Origin of the sequence: Pontibacter toksunensis (assembly GCF_042686245.1) — a bacterium.
In the GTDB taxonomy this organism is placed as follows: Bacteria; Bacteroidota; Bacteroidia; order Cytophagales; family Hymenobacteraceae; genus Pontibacter; species Pontibacter toksunensis.
In genome coordinates this window covers 1-19641 of the sequence record NZ_JBHUOX010000007.1, presented here as the reverse complement: position 1 = coordinate 19641, position 19641 = coordinate 1, and the positions used below count along the sequence as shown (strand labels likewise).

The window sequence follows — 19641 nt, the reverse complement described above, 5'->3', positions numbered from 1 at the left end:
GCAGCAAAGTTGCTGCTTTTACTCCTGCTCCATTATTATAGGCAGGTTCAGTAAAGATAAATATTTGCTTTCCACTGCACCATAGAAATTTCCTTGAAAGGGCATAACTGACTTCTAGCCTTCTTGCTTGTCATTGTACGCGTTCAACTTAGGTCAACACATACCTATGTTACAACATAAAGTACAAATTCTAACTCAGCTCTCCTTCTGCTATACGAGACCAACTCATCAGAATAAATTATAAGACAGTTATATAATTTTTTTTAATTAAAACCTTTATATAAAATATTTAATACATGGTTACACTGAAATCATATATTATTTAAAAATTTATATCCTATACAAATAAGAACATACTAGAAAACCTCTGATTTAAAGCCTAAACTAAAAATATAGATATTAAGAAAAAATATTTCCTACGAAGGATAAACAATTAATCATATTTACAATATATTAGCGCTACCAATTACTAACACTTTATAATATGATTAATCTTATACAGCCGACCTCACTCAAAGCTAATCCAAGTATACAACATGTGCAATCTATAAGTTGCTGGTGTATTGGTTCCAAACAAAATAATCCAGTTTTATAATTTATGATTCTGCGGTTACTCTGCCTGACCACATGCTCATCCACTACCCTCTGGATATGTAAGAATGCAGGTAATGGAGCAGCCATATCTATTGTAAAGGTGGCCCCTGCGCATCTTTTTTAACACTATAGTAATCTATCTAATCTTTCCCCCTTATGAGATTAACATCACTGGCAGTAACCTTTATGCTGCTTTTCATCACTCAGTCCTTAGAGGCAGCAACCTACTACGTGAGCGCCTCAGGTAGGGACACAAATACAGGCAAGACAACAAGCAGCGCCTGGGCAAGCATTAATCAGGTAAATAAAACTGTTTTCATTGCCGGTGACTCTGTTCTATTTGAGGGAGGCAGCTCCTTTACAGGAGGAATTTACTTTACATCCAATGTAAGAGGCACTGCGACTGATCCAATTTATATTGGTTCTTACGGCAACGGAAGGGCTACTATCAGTAGCGGCAACATAGCTGGTCTTTACATATACAATTCAGCCGGATTTAAGGTTAAAAACCTCATCTTTAAGGGGGCAGGCAGAACCATTAACAGCAGTAACGGAGTGGAGTTTTACATGGACCTGCCTGAAAATACCCGCCTGAGCCATATTGCTATTGATAATTTAGAGGTGTATGGGTACCGGAAAGCAGGTATTATTATAGGAAGCTGGAACGGCACAAGCGGATATGATAACATAACGGTTACAAACAGCTCGGTGCATGACAACGGTGACGTGGGTATTGCCAGTTATGCTGAGGCAACACTCGGTCATAAGAACATGTATGTAGGCTATAACAAGGTGTTCAATAACTCTGGTTTGCCAGATAAGACAAACTCGCACAGTGGCAGTGGTATTATTTTGGGCGGGGTAGATGGCGCTGTCATTGAACACTGTGAAGCCTATAACAACGGCTGGCTGAACGCCTGGGCTGACGGCGGTCCTGTAGGTATCTGGGGCTACAAATGCAATAACCTGGTCATTCAGAACAATGAGTCTCATCATAACAGGACCGGTACCACCAAAGACGGCGGCGGTTTTGACATCGACGGTGGCTGCACCAACAGCGTGATGCAATACAACTATTCGCATGATAATGAGGGAGCCGGTTACCTGATAGCCCAATATGCAGGAGCTCCGGCCATGAATGGAATCACAGTACGGTACAACATCAGCGAAAACGACGGCAGGAAAAACGGCTACGGTGCTATTCACCTGTGGGCTTCCGGTGGCCAGTCCATACAGAACCTGCAAGTGTATAACAATACCGTATACCTTACCCCTGCCAGTAGTGGTACTCCAAAAGCGTTCTGTATACAGAGTGGTGGCGCAGTAAATGCCCAGATAAGAAACAACATCTTTCAGGTGACCAACAGCCTGGAATTGATTAACGCAGCTGTAACATCAGGTGTAAAATTTGAGGGGAACAACTACTGGGCAACAGGAAGCAGCTCCAAATACAAGTGGGGCAGCACTACCTATTCTACCCTGGATGCATGGCGTACTGCCACAAATCAGGAAAAGGTAAACGGAACCGCTTTAGGTTTTTATGTAGATCCTAAACTGAAGGAGCCAGGCAAGGGTATCACCCTCAGCGACACCCGGTTGCTTCATACCCTGCAAGGCTATGAACTGCAGGAAACTTCACTCCTGATCGGCAAAGGACTGGACTTGGAAGCTTTGTTCAACTTAAATCCCGGGAAAAAAGACTTTTTTGGAAACAGCATGGCACAGCGGAGTAACTATGCTGTTGGCGCGCACCAACAGACCGAACCAACCATAGTTTGCCTGTACAGCGGCAAAGCAAACCTTAGCTTCGGTACTATTGCAGGAGGAACTTATAGTGGACCTGGTGTAACGGAAGGCAAGTACTTTGACCCACTCATCGCCGGCACCGGCAGCCACTCACTTACCTATACATTCTACGATGGAAACAACCAACAGCAATTTGTACATCATACGTACACAGTTATAAACGAGGGTTCTTGCCCAACAGAACCCACTACAATTGTAGCACCTGAATCCTGCTCCGCCACTGGCAGCATACTGCGCGAGCACTGGAGCAACGTATCCGGCAGCAGCGTAGCAGACATTCCGCTGAGCACCAAGCCAAGCAGCACCAGCCAGTTGAGCCTGTTTGAGGCACCGACTAACCTGGGCAGCAGCTACGGGGCCCGCGTAAGCGGCTACATCTGCCCTCCCTCCACCGGCTACTACACCTTCTTCATCGCAGGCGACGACAACGCGGAGCTGTGGCTGAGCACCACCGACAGCCCTTCTAACAAGCAGAAGATTGCCTCCGTGACCGGCTGGACCTACTCCCGCCAGTGGAACAAGTATGCCTCGCAGAAGTCTGCGTCTATCCGGCTGGAGGCAGGCAAGAAGTACTACATCGAGGCCCTGCACAAGCAGGAATGGGGAGGCGGTAACCTTGCCGTGGCCTGGACCATGACTGACGGCAGAACAGAGGCACCTATCGCAGGCAGCAGTCTCTCTCCCTATTCTGGCACAAGCACACTGGCTCCCACTCCAACTGAACCTTCTACCTGCTCCGCCACAGGCACCATCCTGCGTGAGCAGTGGAGCAATGTTTCAGGCAGCAGCGTAACGGATATTCCGCTGGGCACCAAGCCAAGCAGTACGAGCCAACTCAGTCTTTTCGAGTCGCCTACCGGACAAGGCAGCAGCTACGGAGCGCGCGTGAGCGGCTACATCTGCCCTCCCTCCACCGGCTACTACACCTTCTTCATCGCAGGCGACGACAACGCGGAGCTGTGGCTGAGCACCACCGACAGCCCTTCTAACAAGCAGAAGATAGCCTCCGTGACCGGCTGGACCTACTCTCGCCAGTGGAACAAGTATGCCTCGCAGAAGTCAGCGCCAACCCACCTGGAAGCTGGTAAGAAGTACTACATCGAGGCCCTGCACAAGCAAGGCTGGGGCGGCGACAACCTGGCCGTGGCCTGGACCATGCCTGACGGCAGAACAGAGGCACCTATCGCAGGCAGCAGGCTCTCTCCTTACCTGGCTTCAACATCCGGCTCCGGCCTGGCAAGCGCCTCTGAACTGGAAGTGGCAAGCCCTCTTGAGGAATCCCAACTGACGGCATACCCGAACCCGTTCACTACGAATGCAACCATTCAGTTCACGCTGGCAGCCTCAGAGCAGGCAAGCCTGGAGCTGTATGACGTGCAGGGCAGGCTGGTGCGCAGCCTCTACGAAGGCACGGCAGAGGCGGGCGCTCCAAGAAGCTTTGAGCTGAAGGCAGAGGGACTCACCCGCGGCGTGTACATCATCAGGCTGGTGACAGGCACTAAGGTTTTGACCCAGAAGATTGTGCTGGAAAAATAAGTCGCCTCTCTTACTCATCATAAAAACCCGTTCCGGTATTCCGGGGCGGGTTTTTGCTTTTATATAGTCTGATCATACGAAATCGAAAAGTATCTTTTAACCACACGAAGCCTACACACTTGCCAAACTTACCGGTGCCTACTGGTGCCAGTCCAAAGAGGGACAGTAAAAAACATGCAGACATGGAGTAACTGCTGCTGCTTTCTTAAACACCTGTTTGAAAACAGCTTAATCAGGCTAAATCAAGAAAAGCAGATTAATTTTAACATTTCAGGGGCAATACCAGCAACCTTATATTATTATTCAGGTAAATACTACTCGTACCTAATACCTGAGTACCCCACATGAAGCCATTTTTCATTACCACCTGCTTTGTGCTGGCCCTCCTCTCCCACTCGTTAGAAGCGGCTACCTACTATATCAGCATGTCAGGTGACGACAATAATCCCGGTATAAAAAAAGACCTGCCCTGGGCCAGCATCACCAAAGTAAATACTACGGAATTCAGCCCCGGTGATTCTATTCTTTTCGAGGCAAACAGCTCTTTTTCTGGCAGCTTAGATTTTAAATCAAATGTGAAAGGCACTGCTGCCAATCCTATTTACATAGGCTCCTACGGTACAGGTAAAGCCACAATCAATAGCGGAAGCAAAGAGGGGCTCTATGTCTACAATTCGGCAGGCTTTAAGATTCATAACATCAAATTTGCAGGCTCCGGCCGCACAAGCAACACAAGCAACGGAGTGGAGTTTTACATGGACCTGCCCAACAACGCGCGGCTGGAGTATATTGCTATTGATAATGTGGAGATTTCCGGATACCACGACACGGGACTGCTGATTGGTAGTTGGAAAGGTACAAGCGGTTATGACAGCATTTCTGTTACGAACAGCATGATACATGATAACGGCATAGGTGGCATTGCCACCTATGCTGAGGCACTACACGGCCATACTAAACTGTATGTGGGCAATAATAAAATATTCAACAACACAGGCCTCAAGGGGCAGAAAGCGCATACCGGCAATGGCATTATGATTGGAGGTGTAGACGGGGTTTTAATAGAGTATTGCGAGGTGTACAATAATGGCGAACTGAGTGATGCCCGCGACACAGGACCGGCGGGTATCTGGGCGTACAGGTGCAACAATGTTTTAATTCAGTACAATGAGGCTTACCATAACAAAACAGGTGGCACCAAGGATGGCGGCGGCTTTGACATAGATGGAGGTGTTACAAACGCTGTGATGCAGTATAACTACTCCCATGATAATGATGGTGCCGGCTTCCTCGTTTCCCAACACAATGGAGCTGCCCCGCTGAAAAATGTTGTCATCCGGTATAACATCAGCGAGAATGATGGCCGCAAAAACAGCTATGCGGGTATCCTCTTCTGGTCATCCGGATCAGGCGGTGGCATTCAGAATGTGGAGGTGTATAACAATACCGTGTACCTGACCCCTTCCAAAGGCGGACCTTCGGCCATCAGGTTGTTTGGAAAACTTTACAGAAACGTGCACATCTGGAACAATATATTCCAGACTACACCAGGCACAGTGCTTACGGTCACCAATACAGCAGACGATGCTGAAATAGTCTTTCAAGGCAACAGCTACTGGAATGCCGGGGAAGATTTAAAAATAGACTGGAAGAAAAAGAGCTTCACTTCGCTGGAGGAGTGGCAGAAAGCAACGGGGCAGGAAAAATTAGACGGAACTCCCGCAGGCTTTTTTTCTGACCCCCAGTTGAAGGACCCGGGCAAGGGCGTTACCATCTCAGACCCTGCTAAATTTCATACGCTCAGTGGCTACGAGTTGCAGGAAACTTCGCCCCTTATAGACAATGGACTGGATTTGGCAGCACTCTTTGGCACCAACATCGGCCTGACAGATTTTTTCGGCAATGAACTGAAGGACGAAGGGAAGTTTACAGTCGGTGCATTCCAGAGCAAAAAAGTGGTTCCTCTTCCTGTGACACTGAGCTTGTTCAGCGTTAGCCGGCAGGGAAATGACGCCGTGCTGTACTGGGAAACAGCCTCAGAACAAAACAACAAGGGCTTTGCGGTAGAGGTGTCTGTGGATGGCGAGAGATTTCGTACGCTTGCATTTGTTTCAAGCAAAAGCAGCAATACGCAACAGGCACAGCAATATACCTACCGTGACACGGAAAGCGGCAAGGCAGGCACTTATTATTACCGCCTCCAGCAGGTCGACTTTGACGGCACTACCACCTACTCAGCGGTGCAATCAGTAACTTTTGAACAGGAGCAGATTGCATCTACAGTCTATCCGAACCCCTTCTCCGACAGCTTCATTCTCGAACTGAAGGCAGATGAGGCTGAGGTGCTACAACTACATATATCGGATGCAGTTGGCCGCCAGGTGCTTCGTCGTGAAGTGGAGCTGTTGAAAGGCAGAAACAAAGTCCGGTTTGATTTTGGCAGCCAACAGCCAGCAGGATTGTACATCATTTCAGTTCGCCATGGCCAGGAATCACTTCAGCTAAAAGTATTGAAGCAGTAACACCCATACACCTAAGGCACCTTCCATAAATAAACTTTCCCTATGCGTTGGCACGGAGTGAAACAGATTCCAGTATTTGGGTTGAGCGCCTGGGGAAGGGGCCCTCTATGTGGAGATTTTTAGGTGCCGCGGGAGCGGGAGTGTCCTAGAGCAGAAAAACTCCCAGCACAGGCCTCTCTTAAATAGTCCCCCTACCCCAGCCTAGAGAGCAGAGACGGAAGAGATACTACAGTAGGCTACATGCCGCTGGATGAACTACAGCTACGGCAGCTTAGGCAGAAAATGTCACCATTCCTATGGAATACTCTTCGTATAATTAAGCAGTGAGGTATAAGAAAAGTTCTCTTCTGGCTGGACTATAAGGTTAGCATGCAACACCATTGCTGCCCATACGCCTCCCACCAAATCAAAAGGCCACACTCCGTTGAAGGAAGTGCGGCCTTATATACTGAAACCTGCTATGGGTTATGCAGGCATACAGCACCTTATTTAAGAGGATGGTGCAGCAGAACTACAGACCGCGCATGAACCTTAATGGTTTCAGTTGCTTGGTAGACTTCTGTGCCTTCTCCGATTACATCCTCATGCGTATCCAGTATTTTAGTCCATTCGGCACCATACTTTTTCACTGGCAGTTTATAGTCCAGTGGCTCGAAGTGGGCATTAAAAATAACATAGAAGCTATCGTCCGTTACCTGCTCTCCTTTGGGGCCTACAGAGTGGATACCATGGCCATTCAGGAAGACAGCCAGTGATTTTGCGTAGTCATGATTCCAGTGCTCATCATCCATCTCCTCTCCTTCCGGCAGGAACCAGGCAATATCTTCAACACCTATACCTTTTATTGGCTGCCCCTGGAACCAGCGGCGACGGCAAAACACGGGGTGGTCTTTTCGCAGTTGAATAAGCTTTTTAGTGAACTCCAGCAAATCTTTATCTGCCTCTTTCCAGTTCAGCCATGATATTTCATTATCCTGGCAATAGGCGTTGTTGTTGCCGTTCTGTGTTCTACTGATTTCGTCACCGGCCACCAGCATAGGCACTCCCTGCGACAGGAATAAGGTTGTCAGGAAATTTCGCTTCTGCTTTTCACGCAACGCCTGAATTTCCAGGTCATCCGTTGGCCCTTCTACACCGCAGTTCCAGGAGCGGTTATGGCTTTCGCCATCGTTATTATCCTCCCCATTCTCCAGGTTGTGCTTTTCGTTGTAGGATACCAGGTCGTTAAGCGTAAAGCCATCGTGCGCTGTAATGAAATTGATACTGGCTGTTGGCCGGCGGTAATCATCCTGGTAAAGGTCTGAGCTACCGGTAAAGCGCTCAGCAAACTCTGCCAGCATGCTGTTTTCTCCGCGCCAATAGTCACGCATGCAGTCGCGGTACATGCCGTTCCACTCTGTCCAGCCGGCAGGGAAGTTTCCTACCTGGTAGCCACCTTCGCCCACATCCCAGGGCTCCGCTATCAGTTTTACCTGCGAAATCACCGGATCCTGGTGGATGATATCGAAGAAAGAACCAAGCTTATCTACTCCGTGAAGTTCACGTGCCAGCGCAGAAGCCAGGTCAAAGCGGAATCCATCCACACGCATTTCAAGTATCCAGTAACGCAGGCTGTCCATAATGAGGCGAAGCACACTTGGCATACTTGCATTGATGGTATTACCTGTGCCGGTGTAATCCATGTAGTAGCGTTTGTTGTCTTCTACCAGCCTGTAGTAAGAGACGTTATCAATGCCTTTAAAAGACAGCGTCGGTCCCAGATGGTTACCCTCGCCAGTATGGTTATACACTACATCCAGTATTACTTCTATGCCGGCCTTGTGCAGCGCCTTCACCATTTCTTTAAACTCCACCACCTGTTCGCCCAGGGTACCACTTTTGGTATACCGCACATCGGGGGCAAAAAAACCTATGGAGTTGTATCCCCAGTAATTGGAAAGCCCCTTCTCCACCAGGTACCAATCCGTTATAAAATGGTGCACCGGCATAAGCTCAATTGCCGTAATGCCTAAATCCTGCAGGTATTTAATCGTGACAGGATGCGCTATACCCGAATACGTTCCGCGTATCTCTTCCGGAATCTCCGGGTGCAACTGCGTAAAGCCCTTTATATGCGTCTCGTAAATAATGGACTTGTAATAAGGTATTTTAGGCGCTTTGTCACCTTCCCAGTCAAAGGAAGGATCTATCACTACGGATTTCGGAATGAAGGGCGCGCTATCCATCGTGTTCTGGCTCAGGTCTTCATCCGGATGACCGAACTCATACCCGAAAAGGGAGTCGTGCCATTCAATTGTACCTGAAATAGCCTTGGCATAGGGGTCAATGAGAAGCTTGTTTGGGTTATAGCGATGCCCATTTTTGGGTCCGTGCGGCCCGTGCACGCGATAACCGTACAACTGCCCCGCGGTAAGGCCTGGCAGGTAAACGTGCCATACCTGGTGAGACCGCTCAGTCAGTTTGATTTTGGCAGATTCTTTCGTGTCATCTGTCGAATCGAACAGACATAACTCCACACCAGTTGCATTTTCGGCGTAAAGCGCAAAGTTCACTCCTTCTTCGTCCAGAGTAGCACCCAAGGGGTATGGGCTACCTGGGTATATGACTGTTTTATTGGATGTTTCAGGTTTTGCTTTGGAAGCAGAGGTTTTCAGGTTCATAATAGCTTAAAAATGTTTTTAGAAGGGCCTGTAATCCACTCTGACTTTAAAAAAGTCGAAAAGCAGTTTGGAAGGCTACACCCACTGATATACTTTATAGGTTTTAAATAGTTTATATCAGCCGCTTTACGCGCTTTAGGGGTGTTATACGAAGAAACAGTGCAATTGAAGTAGTTAAAAATTTAATTGAGTAAAAATACTTACCATGTTATCGTGACTGCTCACTCCATACCTATTACCGTCAATCCATTAGCACTTCAGATCTGTAATTGCATTTGTATATGACAAACGGCTACATGACCTACTTTCCCCGTACTTAATAATGATCTTAAGTGCAGCTGCTACAGAAGGCTGTAACACAAATTTAAGCTGAGAGTAAACTAATTAGAACTTTCCTAACACAGGTATGCCTCGTTTTAACCAGAACAGAAGACTTAACAGAAGAACGAATAACATAGAAAGAACCCTCCGAACTCCTACCACCCAACGAGGAGCTATACAGCAGCCTGGTAACACCGGCGGTAGTAGCAGCGGTGTGCGGGCGCAGCAAAAGTACAGCATCAGAAAAAGGAGAAGACGGGTATCCGAACCCTCCAAGGTGAAAGGAGCCGCCGAAAACAGGCTCAAGAATTTCCGGCAAGCTTCTATATTAGCGGTAGCCATAACAGGCTTCATCATTATGCTAACCTCGCCCACCGAAGCCGGCCTGGCACAGGATGTCCCACAGGAGGAGGTTGTAAATTCCGCAGCAGTAGTAGACGAAGCAGCAACAGAAAATCTGGTGGCAGCCCGGCCGGGTTCTGCTGCCGGAGACAGCACCTTGGTTGGTTCCAGTAAGGAGTCGGCTGATGAAGCCATAGGTGCCCTGCAGCAACTCTGGGACAGCTTTTATTTTAACCTGCCCAAAATGCTGATTGCTATCGGAATTATTGTGCTCGCCTGGCTCTTCACAAAAGCGCTCCGGGCAGTGCTTCAGAAAACTATCGGCCGCTGGCAAAAGTCCAACGCCATCACTACCCTCTCTCTTATTGCGGTGTGGCTGCTAGCAATCGGTATCGCCGTGAGTGTGGTTGCCGGCGATATCAGGGCGCTGGTTGGTTCTTTTGGTCTGCTAGGCCTTGCCCTCTCCTGGTCTTTGCAAACCCCAATTGAAAGCTTTACCGGCTGGCTGCTGAACTCTTTCCAGGGATACTACCGTGTAGGAGACCGTATACGGGTAGGCGAAGTTTTTGGAGATGTGTACCGCATCGACTTCCTGACAACCACTGTCTGGGAAATTGGTGCTCCTTACCAGCCAGGCTTTGTGCAGGCAGAGCAGCCAACCGGAAGAATGGTCACGTTCCCGAACAATGAGATTGTAACAGGTACGGTAATCAACCTCACCGGCGACTTTCCCTATGTTTGGGATGAACTAAGTGTGGCCATTGCAAATGAATCTGACATAGAACTATCTATGAAGGTAATGGAGAATGTTTCTACCTTGCTTCTCGGAGACTATATGATTGAGCCGGCACGTAGCTATTCAAAACTCCTCCGGAAGGCGGGACTAGGTGAATTTGTGGCGGAAAGGCCGCAGGTTTTCATTTCTCTGGACGACTCGTGGACCAATGTCACCATCCGTTATCTGGTAGGTGCCCGTGAACGCAGAAAATGGAAAAGTGAGCTAACCTTCAGGATAACGCAGGAACTGGCTAAACCAGAGTACCTGGAAAAGATTATTCCTGTGTATCCACGGCAACAGGTACAGTTCATTAATCCTGATGGAGTACCTGTCGACTCAGAAATGTTCAGAGGCAGAGAGGGCACATAACCCCTCCCGAGAAATTACAGCGAAACGCCCTTAGAAGTCAGAAAGCGGTGAAGACAGAAGTACCTGTTCTCACACATTCCGTAGTGTCCAGTATAATATGGATGATAAGCCCCAGCCCTACCAGCCTTGTTTTCGGGTAAAATGCGAGTGCTACATAGACCGGGATTAACCAGAAACTATGCAGCAGGTGATACCCGACACTACACCGGTTCGGGTCTACGATAGGACTCGCTGCCAGGTGATCAATGTCTATCAGGATACCCGCCAGCATAAGCAGGGTAGCGCGCCAGAACGCCTTGCGGAAGAAAAGGGCCGCCACCGCCACTGGCACTGCCACATGAAAAAACAAGTGAAGAAGAAACGCAGGTGTAAGTGCACTAAGAAAGACATCCATTCAACAACAAGCTAGATTAGAGTTCTTCTACTGCACCATGAAGCGTAGGGTTCTTAAACTGCTTCTCTCCTTTTATGCTTTGCGGCAAACGGACAACTGGCTGAACTTTTCGGCTTAGAGGCAGGAGGAGCCGAGTCCAGGGCATTTATCTCAGTTTTATATGCCGGGGGAAGTATAGCCGCTTTCAGAAGCCAGTCCATCTGAAGTTTCCTGCTCAGTTTATACAAAGCCAGTACCGGCGAAAGGAGGGAATATCGGCCAAGACCCAGCAACCTATTCACAATTGCCGGCACTACCAGCACCTGCCCCTGCAGCAGCAAGCCATAACGCATCAGGCCAAGGTGCTTCCTGTACTGCTTGTACAAGTCTTTGCTGTAGGGACCAGGCTGTAGGTTTTGCATCAGGTGGTCTTCGCGCATCAAGAGCCATTCAGCATATGTTTCAGGTAAACCTTTTATGCCCATGCGGTCGCCCACCCGGTAAAAAACCTCAAAAACCTCTGCTTTTTCAGTATAAGACAGTTTCCGCTCCAGCAGTTCGTAAGACCGGTTAGAGTAGTCGATCAGCATAAACAGCACATCCCGGTAGGCCCAGTCCGGGATAGACATGCCTCGTTTTGCCTCCACGCCGGCATGGATGGCGGCCATCTTATCGATGGCGCGATGGGCACCTGCCATATCAGAAAAAACTATCTGGCGGGCATACGAAACGGTAGAGAAAAGACGTCCGAGGGGGTCTGCAGGAAGTCTGCCGGTAAAGTATAACCAGTCAACAGCCTTGTTTAAAGCAAATTCAGCGGATGCGCCAGCAAATATAAAGAGTATGGTGTCGCTTTTACCCCATATCTCCCTTACAATAGAACCTTCTTCTACAAAATACCTCATGTACCCTAAACAATGTTTGCACATAAAATGTGCGAATGTAAAATACAATTCTGCCCTTAAAATTCAGGATTCAATAATAAAATATACAGCACTTGTATTTTACTGGCTAATCATAGCGCCTACCATAGAAGCATGAAACTCTACATTAAACTAATGCCTGTTCATGAAGCAGTAAGGAATGTTTTGATATGTAGCCCCTCGCTTACATCTCTTCTACTCAAAGAAATGTTCTAACATAACGGCAAGTATCAGTTTTATCTTACAGCGACAAAAACAGGAATCTCGTTTATCTCTTTTCAGGAAGAATTGAAGCCAGCTGAGAGAGACAGCAGAGGCTCCTGTTTTATAATGGTAGCTGCAAAGCAACAGTTGAATTTTTCTAACGCATTCAAGGCAGGAAAATCAAGCCTATATAAAACAAAAAAGCTGCTTTCATTTCAGAATAAAAGCAGCTTTTGGGGTGAATTATATAAAATAAATTACTCCTGTTTCACTAACTGGATTTCAGCATGAAGTCGTATCTCATCGCTCACAACCACGTTACCTGCTTCGGTTACTGCATCCCAGGTTAAGCCAAATTCTTTCCTGTTTATCCTGCCATCCACAGTAAAACCAGCTTTTGTCTGCCCGTATGGGTCCACTACAATACCATGATGCTCAACATTTACCGTGATAGGCTTCGATACTCCTCTGATGTTTAAGTCACCATGCAGCCTGGCTACTCCGGGTTCTTTTTCTTCATAGCTGTTTCCCACAAACTTTATCTGCCCGTGGTTAGACACATCAAAAAACTCTTCTGATTTAAGGTGGGTGTCACGTTGCTCGTTATTTGTGCTAACAGAATCTACATCCGCAGTAAAAACAATATGGGAGGCTTTCGAAAAATCCTCTCCTTCGGTCTCTACTTCTACATTAAAGCTGGAAAAATACCCTGTAACGGTTGTTATCATCAAGTGTTTTACTTTAAACTGCACTTCACTGTGCGCGGTGTCAACTGTCCATTTCACGTTTGCCATAGTTTTCTATTTAAGGTTTTTTAAGAGGCTTCATAAAAGGAATGCTTAAGAAATATATGTTCCTACATAGGATTATAATAGGCTATATAGGATTTCTTTCCATTTGGTTACATAAAACTAATTTTAAATGGTCAAGGCCCCTCCTATCTAGCTCATACCCTCTTTCTGTAAAACAATCCGGGTAAAACTTTAGAGTAACAAACAGGCTACCTGCGCTCAGAAGCACACGATAAAAACAAAATTCGTCCGGCACTGTTACCATACCTCCTTGGAGGCGGATGAGATTTTTATGAGGTGGCGGAGCATCCTAAAACCTTGTTTTGTAGTATGAGTACCGGAAGAAAGCACTATATGTATGCAACAAAGAGAAGTAACAGATAAGAATAACACCACCTGGACCTGCGTACAGGCGTATGGCGGACTAGCTAAAGAAGCTTCAGAAAAAGCAGCGGCACTGGCTGAAAACGATAACGGCACCATACCTGTGGTGTGTACACCGGGCGGAGGGGCAAAATCTGTCCGGCTTGCGCTCGCGAAAAACTGGCTGGAAGGTACACCAGATGAGACTCTTCTTGCAGAAATAGAAGCTGTCCAGGAGCAGGATGCAGCCGAAAAGGTTTAACACCTGCAACCGGCGCCTATTAAAAATAATGCGCAAATGGCAGGGCAATGTCCATCCAAGGTAGTGGGTCACCATAGCTGGCAACGAAAGAGTAAAGTGAAGAGACTCAGGTTTCTACCAGCATCGTCTGTAGGCCGGCAAAATCACCCGCACCTGTCCTGCCCAGAATATAGGCCTTTATCCTGCGTTTGCCCATTCTGTATACCTTTACTTCCTGCAGGTTCTGCTCCAGTAACTCCTGCAGTTTCCTGAAGCGGCGTGCCGTGTTGTTTTCCTCCTCCCCTGCCTCCGGTTCATCTCTCGTCAAGTTCCGGAAGAAGTAGGGCAGTTCTACTGTTTCTACCTTCTCATCTTCCGGAAGCGCTGCCATGTTTTTTAAAGCAGAAGGTAGTGAGTTGCTGTCCTTTACATCGGGCAAATGCACTACCTCGAAAGGATGATCCGTTTCACTCACATAAGCCAGGCCTTCTGAAGCAGTTCTTAGCTGTTGCAGCAGATATGTTGTTTCTGGTATATTCTGGTTATTCATAAAAAAAGGAGGCTATGAGTGGCTTCTTCTGAATAAGCTTCTGTTACCGGACAGGGTCTTTGTCCACGCGGCTTTCCAGCACCTCCTGTATGTCTGTTGGCACAGCAGACAGCAGGTCATAGCCGGTGGCCTTTTCAATGGCGTCTACGGTGGTGCGGTAAGAGGCCCAATCGGTGCGTACGGACTGGGTATTAGGTGTATTAACTGCTATCACGCGGGTGTTGGCGTTAATGCGGGAGAGGTCATCATTCCCTTCCGGCAGCACCACCACCACTTTCCAGATACGGCTCGGCACTGTCAACCGCCCCTCGTCAATATTATTCACTGTTCCTCCGTTACTACCTGTGCCACCTGTGCCATAGCTCCCCATTATCACGTATACTTCCTGCCCTGCCTGTACCAGTTCACGGGTATAGTCTTCGAGGTTGGCCCATGTTTCCTGGTTGTTTTTCGGGGCTTGCGGAATCATGTTCGTCATCAGGAAAGTAGCGGCATTGTCTTCCACAGTTTTTGTGCGGTCTGCTGATGGTGTGTTGTGCCCGCGGTCGAAGCCACTCCCGCTATAGCTGCTTGCCTTCACGCGGTACCAGCCTTCTGGCAGTGTCACATCAGAGCGAAAATTATCTTGCCTAGGTGCGTTTCCTAGCCAGTCTTTGCTTACATGCCAGCTTACCCAATTGGGTGTTCCCCTGCTTTTGCTGTACGACAAAGCAAACTGTGGCCTGGTTATCAAATAATTGTTGGTATTGCGCACATCAGAACTGGCACCACTGGGGTTGCCCAGCAGCATTTGCTCCTCTTCTAAAGAAATGCGGGGTATAACTTCAGTCTGCTGACAGCTAACAGAGATGATCCAGATAAAAACGAAATAAGAAAGGTGACGAAAACGCATCATAGGTAAAGAAAAAATGGAGGCTGACTTAGTGTTTGCCTCCTTAGTATAACGCGAAGGTAAAGCGCTTGTTTATGATCTAAACGTGGTTTTCTTTCCTTCGCCTCGGTCATAACGAGGTGGAGCTTTACAATCAGAGGTAGGTGCCTGAAAATGAGCAAATCGGCAACAGTAAATTATTTCTACTGTTTATAATAGATTTATTCCTTTATTCCCGCTATATATGCGGCAATTGTAAGCAGCTCACGAAATAGCTTCGTTGCTGCAGTTCATGCTTCATTCATGCGAATGCATTTTCAGTGATAAATTGAATATATCCTCTATCCCTGATCTCCATTTTAGAGTATAGAGGGAAAAGAATCAAACAATCAGTTATACATTAAATATTTGACAAGATGGGAAAGTCACAGGACGCCAAGAAAGAGGCAAAGAAAAAGCCAGCCAAGACAGAAAAAGAGAAACGTGCGGCAAAGCAGGAAAAAAAGAAAGGCAGAGACTAGTATCTTAAACTGCCTTTAGGCATAAGTTACGCCTTTTACAACAAAGGGGCCGGCACAATTCTATGTCGGCCCCTTTGCTTTTTAACTCACCATTACAATGAACACAAGAACTTCAACAGGAAAACCATTATCCAGGAAGCTTCATTGAATAGCCATACGTAGCAGCAAGTGCCTGTACTTCATCTGAAGCTGCATTTTCTTTTGCAATAGCGCAATTTAAATCCTATTGTTGCAAGCAAAAGCCTGCTTTTGGGCAGGTAAAGCGCTCAAAACAAAGTAAGATGAATATTAAAGCTATCTGCACCGACATAGACGGCACCCTGCTTGACAGCCGCCGCGAACTGTCCCCCAGAACCATAAACACTATCAAAAGCCTCGACAGGGATCAGCCTGTTATTCTGGCATCCTCGCGAATGCCAGGTGCCATGCGCCACCTCCAGGAGGAACTCGACATCCTGCACCACCCCATGATTTGCTTTAATGGTGGCTATGTCTTGTTGTTTAATGATGGAGCTGAGGCACCTGACGTTGTAGATTCTGTACAGATACCTGTTACCACCTGCTCGGCCATCGTAGAAATGGCCGAAGGAACTGACATTCATGTCAGCTTATATACGGAAGACCTGTGGTATGCCCCCCGGTTTGACAAGTGGACGGAGAAGGAAGAGCGGGTAACAAAGGTCACAGCCAACGTAGGCAAGTTGGGTCCTGTGATAAAAAAGTGGCAGGCAAATGACACCGGGGCACACAAGGTAATGTGTATGGGACCAGAGCAGGAAATAGCTGAAATGCAGCAGGCACTTGCAAAGAAGTTTGGAAACGAGATTTATATTTACTACTCCAGGCCAACCTACCTTGAACTGGCACCAAGAACAATTTCCAAAGCCACTGCCCTTGAACTGATCCTGAAAACCAACTATGGATTAGGAATGGAGCACGTGATGGCATTTGGAGATAACTACAACGACATTGACATGCTGAAAGCAGCCGGCAAAGGCATAGCAGTGGGCAATGCGCGCGAAGAAGTGAAAGTAGTCGCTGATGAAATTACCCTGAACAGCACGGATGATGGTGTAGCTGTTGCCATAGAAAAGCATCTTCTGTGACAGAAGGCGTTTTCTTGCGCTACCACTAAAAAGAAGAAGCTGCCAGGGAAATGAGCAGCTTCTTCTTTTTGGTCAATCTAAAATGAAACGGTGCTACCTTATACCTTGACGAGTACCTGCGCAGCCTTCTCTTCCACGTTCTGTAGGAGTTCCTGCAGTTCATCTACAGTTGTAAGCGGATTCATGATAGAAACACGCAGGTAAAGCTCTCCCTTCAGAACGGTCTGAACAATATAAAAGCGGCCCTCCTCCAGCAGCGCGTTCCGGATGGCCAAATTCAGCGGCGTCAGATCCCCCTCTGCTTTGTAGCGGAAGCACACAATATTACACTGCGGTTTATAGGCCAGTTCAAACTTACTGTTAGAAAGAATAATTGCTGCGAATTTTTCGGCCATTCCGTAGAGGCGTTCAATGTTCTCCCTGAAAATGTCATCGCCGTAGGTTCTGAAGATGGTGTAGACGTTCAGGGCCGACATGGCCTTTGTACACTCAAAGCTGCGCTTGCCCCCGTTGTACCACTCCTCCGATTCCTGCTCCACCCATAGGTACTGCGCTCGCTGAGAGAAAGTCTTATAGGCATCGCTGCCGCGCTTAAAGACCAGCGCAGTAGACAAGGAAGGCGTCATCATCATTTTGTGATAATCCACTACAACAGAGTCTGCCTTCTCTATACCCGCTATAAGGTGCCTGTACTTTGAGGAAAAAGCAGCCGGAGCCCCATGAGCCCCATCTACATGAAACCATACTTTGTGTTTCTCACTAAAGGCAGCAATGGCCTCCAGATCATCATAAGAGCCGGTGGAGGTAGTTGCAGCGCAGCCAATTACACAGATAACCTGCTTCCCCTCCGACACCGCCTTCTGGTAATATTGTTCCAGCAGTTCCGTTCGCATCTGGAATTTCTCATTCACCGGCACTTTAATGATGCCCTCCTGCCCAAGGCCCATGATGCGTGCGGCACGGTCTATACAGTAGTGCGCCTCCTCCGACACCAGCACCGCCAACTGAACACCCGCGGCATAGCCATTGTGCCAGATGTCTGTGGCAGCTGCCCTGGCGGCCAGCAAAGCAGTCAGGTTGCCAAGGGAGCCTCCTGAAGTGATAAAGCCTGAGGCCCCGGAGCCATACCCAAGCTTATTTGCCAGGTGCTCTGTCAGCACCTTCTCTAACGTGTTGCCTACCATGCCCATTTCATACACCCCCATGCCCTGGTTCAGGAGGGCAATCAGTGCCGATGACAGAACCGTTACCGGTAGGGTTGGTGTCGTTTGGTGGCCAATGTAGCGCTTCCGGTGCACCTGTATAGATTTAGCCATCACCTCTTCAAACAGCCCGAGCGGACTTTTTATTAATGGCTTCTGGAAATCCTCCTGCCAGAACGCCAGTTGCTCTTCCGGGCGCTGCCATGGTATAGCCTGTACTTCCAATCTGTCTGCTCTGGCATCTGCCAGGTAATCTGAGATCATATCGATGAGCTGATGCCCTTCCCTGCGGAAGCGATCCGCGTCATACGCCTGCTCTATTACATCACTCATAAGTTTCTTGTTTTTTCACTCCAAATTTAATCATTCCGCCTATATAATGCTGAAGTACTTCGTCTCAAAAGCACTGTTTTTCTGGTAGAGGTAGCAACCTCATGAAGTTTTCTACCTAGCGCTGTTCCTGCTACCCTGGCTGCTCTATTCCAACAGTTATTCCCTTATATTTGTGCTCCCCTACTAAACAGGCAGGTTTATGAACCTAACACTCTACCAGGTAGACAGCTTTACGGATACATTATTCGGCGGCAACCCGGCAGCCGTTTGTCTGTTGCAAACGTGGCTCCCTGAAAAGTTGCTGCTGCAGATAGCAGCTGAGAACTTTTTACCCGAGACTGCCTTTGTTATTCCCTCCCCGGAACAAGGGCAGTATAGCATTAGGTGGTTTACACCTGAAATTGAAATGGACTTGTGCGGGCATGCTACGCTGGCAGCTGCACATGTTATCTTCCGGCATTTAAGTTTTCCTGCAGACAAAGTCACGTTCAGCTCGGCCAGCGGCAACATAACCGTTACCAGGCAAAATGACTTGCTCATACTTGATTTTCCGTCGCGCATGCCACTTGCCGCCGAACTTCCGGAAGAAATAAAGGAAGGTATGGGAGTAAAGCCACTCAAAGTGCTGAAGGCAAGGGATTATGTGCTGGTGTACGACAGTGAGGAAACAGTGCGGGCACTACAGCCAAACAGGGCCATCTTAGACAGGATTAACCTGGACCCTGGAGGTATTATTGCCACCGCAAAAGGAGATTCCGTTGATTTTGTTTCCCGCTTCTTTACGCCACAGGCAAGCATCTTCGAAGACCCTGTCACTGGCTCCGCTCATTGCTCCCTCATCCCCTACTGGAGCAGGCAGCTGAACAAGAAGCAGTTAACCGCATTGCAGGTTTCCTCGAGAACAGGTAAGTTATTTTGCACAGATAATGGAGAAAGGGTTCTGATAGGTGGCTCATGCGTCACGTACATGCAGGCTACTATCTTTGTTTAAAATGAACTAACTGTACATACTCTACCCGGATGTGTGGTTGTAATTTTAATCTTATAGCCTGTAAATCAAGAAGAAGCATCCCAGCAAATTTCAAATTTCCTGCTTTGGCTAAAAATTGGTAGTGTACTAAAAGTAAGGATGGTCATATTGAGGAATTAGCAATGAGAAGCAGGTGTTATGAAATAGAGATCGCCAAACCTTTACTTCATATGACCACCTGCCCTCACTGCCATAGTCCCAATAT

13 protein-coding genes are annotated in these 19641 nt (G+C 47.7%); 6 read left to right on the top strand and 7 right to left on the bottom strand.

Annotation, left to right across the window (positions count from 1 at the left end; genetic code table 11):
• The first annotated feature begins 750 nt into the window (after window positions 1-750).
• Both ACFS7Z_RS11085 and ACFS7Z_RS11080 read left to right on the top strand, forming a co-directional pair.
• Window positions 751-3936 carry a PA14 domain-containing protein gene (locus tag ACFS7Z_RS11085; RefSeq protein WP_377484422.1) on the top strand — a complete coding sequence of 1062 codons (3186 nt, stop codon included), beginning with the start codon at window positions 751-753 and terminating at the stop codon, window positions 3934-3936.
• A 344-nt stretch (window positions 3937-4280) separates the two neighbouring features.
• A complete protein-coding gene (locus tag ACFS7Z_RS11080; protein WP_377484419.1) occupies window positions 4281-6458 on the top strand; it encodes a right-handed parallel beta-helix repeat-containing protein in 2178 nt (725 codons plus the stop codon).
• 485 nt (window positions 6459-6943) lie between these two features.
• Here the strand turns inward: ACFS7Z_RS11080 and glgX are convergent, their stop codons facing one another.
• Window positions 6944-9118, bottom strand: a complete 2175-nt coding sequence (glgX, locus tag ACFS7Z_RS11075; RefSeq protein WP_377484416.1) for a glycogen debranching protein GlgX — start codon at window positions 9116-9118, stop codon at window positions 6944-6946.
• 406 nt (window positions 9119-9524) lie between these two features.
• Here glgX and ACFS7Z_RS11070 point away from each other — a divergent pair, with 406 nt between their 5' ends.
• Window positions 9525-10928, top strand: coding sequence for a mechanosensitive ion channel family protein (locus ACFS7Z_RS11070; RefSeq protein ID WP_377484413.1), 1404 nt, complete (start codon window positions 9525-9527; stop codon window positions 10926-10928).
• 37 nt (window positions 10929-10965) lie between these two features.
• Here ACFS7Z_RS11070 and ACFS7Z_RS11065 read toward each other — a convergent pair whose 3' ends face one another.
• The 3 genes from ACFS7Z_RS11065 to ACFS7Z_RS11055 all read right to left on the bottom strand — a co-directional run bounded on the left by ACFS7Z_RS11065 (window position 10966) and on the right by ACFS7Z_RS11055 (window position 13222).
• Entirely contained in the window at window positions 10966-11322 is a 357-nt protein-coding gene (locus ACFS7Z_RS11065; RefSeq protein ID WP_377484410.1) for a DUF6122 family protein, read from the bottom strand.
• Between the two features lie 53 nt (window positions 11323-11375).
• Window positions 11376-12206 carry an oxygenase MpaB family protein gene (locus tag ACFS7Z_RS11060; protein WP_377484407.1) on the bottom strand — a complete coding sequence of 277 codons (831 nt, stop codon included), beginning with the start codon at window positions 12204-12206 and terminating at the stop codon, window positions 11376-11378.
• Window positions 12207-12685: 479 nt separating this feature from the next.
• Window positions 12686-13222, bottom strand: a complete 537-nt coding sequence (locus ACFS7Z_RS11055; protein ID WP_377484404.1) for a YceI family protein — start codon at window positions 13220-13222, stop codon at window positions 12686-12688.
• A 355-nt stretch (window positions 13223-13577) separates the two neighbouring features.
• Between ACFS7Z_RS11055 and ACFS7Z_RS11050 the strand changes: the two genes are divergently transcribed.
• Window positions 13578-13844 carry a hypothetical protein gene (locus ACFS7Z_RS11050; RefSeq protein ID WP_377484402.1) on the top strand — a complete coding sequence of 89 codons (267 nt, stop codon included), beginning with the start codon at window positions 13578-13580 and terminating at the stop codon, window positions 13842-13844.
• A gap of 106 nt (window positions 13845-13950) precedes the next feature.
• Here ACFS7Z_RS11050 and ACFS7Z_RS11045 read toward each other — a convergent pair whose 3' ends face one another.
• Window positions 13951-14373, bottom strand: coding sequence for a nuclease A inhibitor family protein (locus ACFS7Z_RS11045; protein ID WP_377484399.1), 423 nt, complete (start codon window positions 14371-14373; stop codon window positions 13951-13953).
• A 43-nt stretch (window positions 14374-14416) separates the two neighbouring features.
• Entirely contained in the window at window positions 14417-15268 is an 852-nt protein-coding gene (locus ACFS7Z_RS11040) for a DNA/RNA non-specific endonuclease (protein ID WP_377484398.1), read from the bottom strand.
• 778 nt (window positions 15269-16046) lie between these two features.
• Here ACFS7Z_RS11040 and ACFS7Z_RS11035 point away from each other — a divergent pair.
• Entirely contained in the window at window positions 16047-16871 is an 825-nt protein-coding gene (locus tag ACFS7Z_RS11035) for a Cof-type HAD-IIB family hydrolase (RefSeq protein WP_377484396.1), read from the top strand.
• 98 nt (window positions 16872-16969) lie between these two features.
• On the opposite strand, the gene ACFS7Z_RS11030 is transcribed toward ACFS7Z_RS11035, so the two are convergent.
• On the bottom strand, window positions 16970-18406 hold the full coding sequence (locus ACFS7Z_RS11030) for a pyridoxal phosphate-dependent decarboxylase family protein (protein WP_377484395.1): 1437 nt from the start codon (window positions 18404-18406) through the stop codon (window positions 16970-16972).
• A gap of 199 nt (window positions 18407-18605) precedes the next feature.
• Between ACFS7Z_RS11030 and ACFS7Z_RS11025 the strand changes: the two genes are divergently transcribed.
• Window positions 18606-19397, top strand: a complete 792-nt coding sequence (locus tag ACFS7Z_RS11025; protein WP_377484393.1) for a PhzF family phenazine biosynthesis protein — start codon at window positions 18606-18608, stop codon at window positions 19395-19397.
• The last annotated feature ends 244 nt before the right edge of the window (window positions 19398-19641 follow it).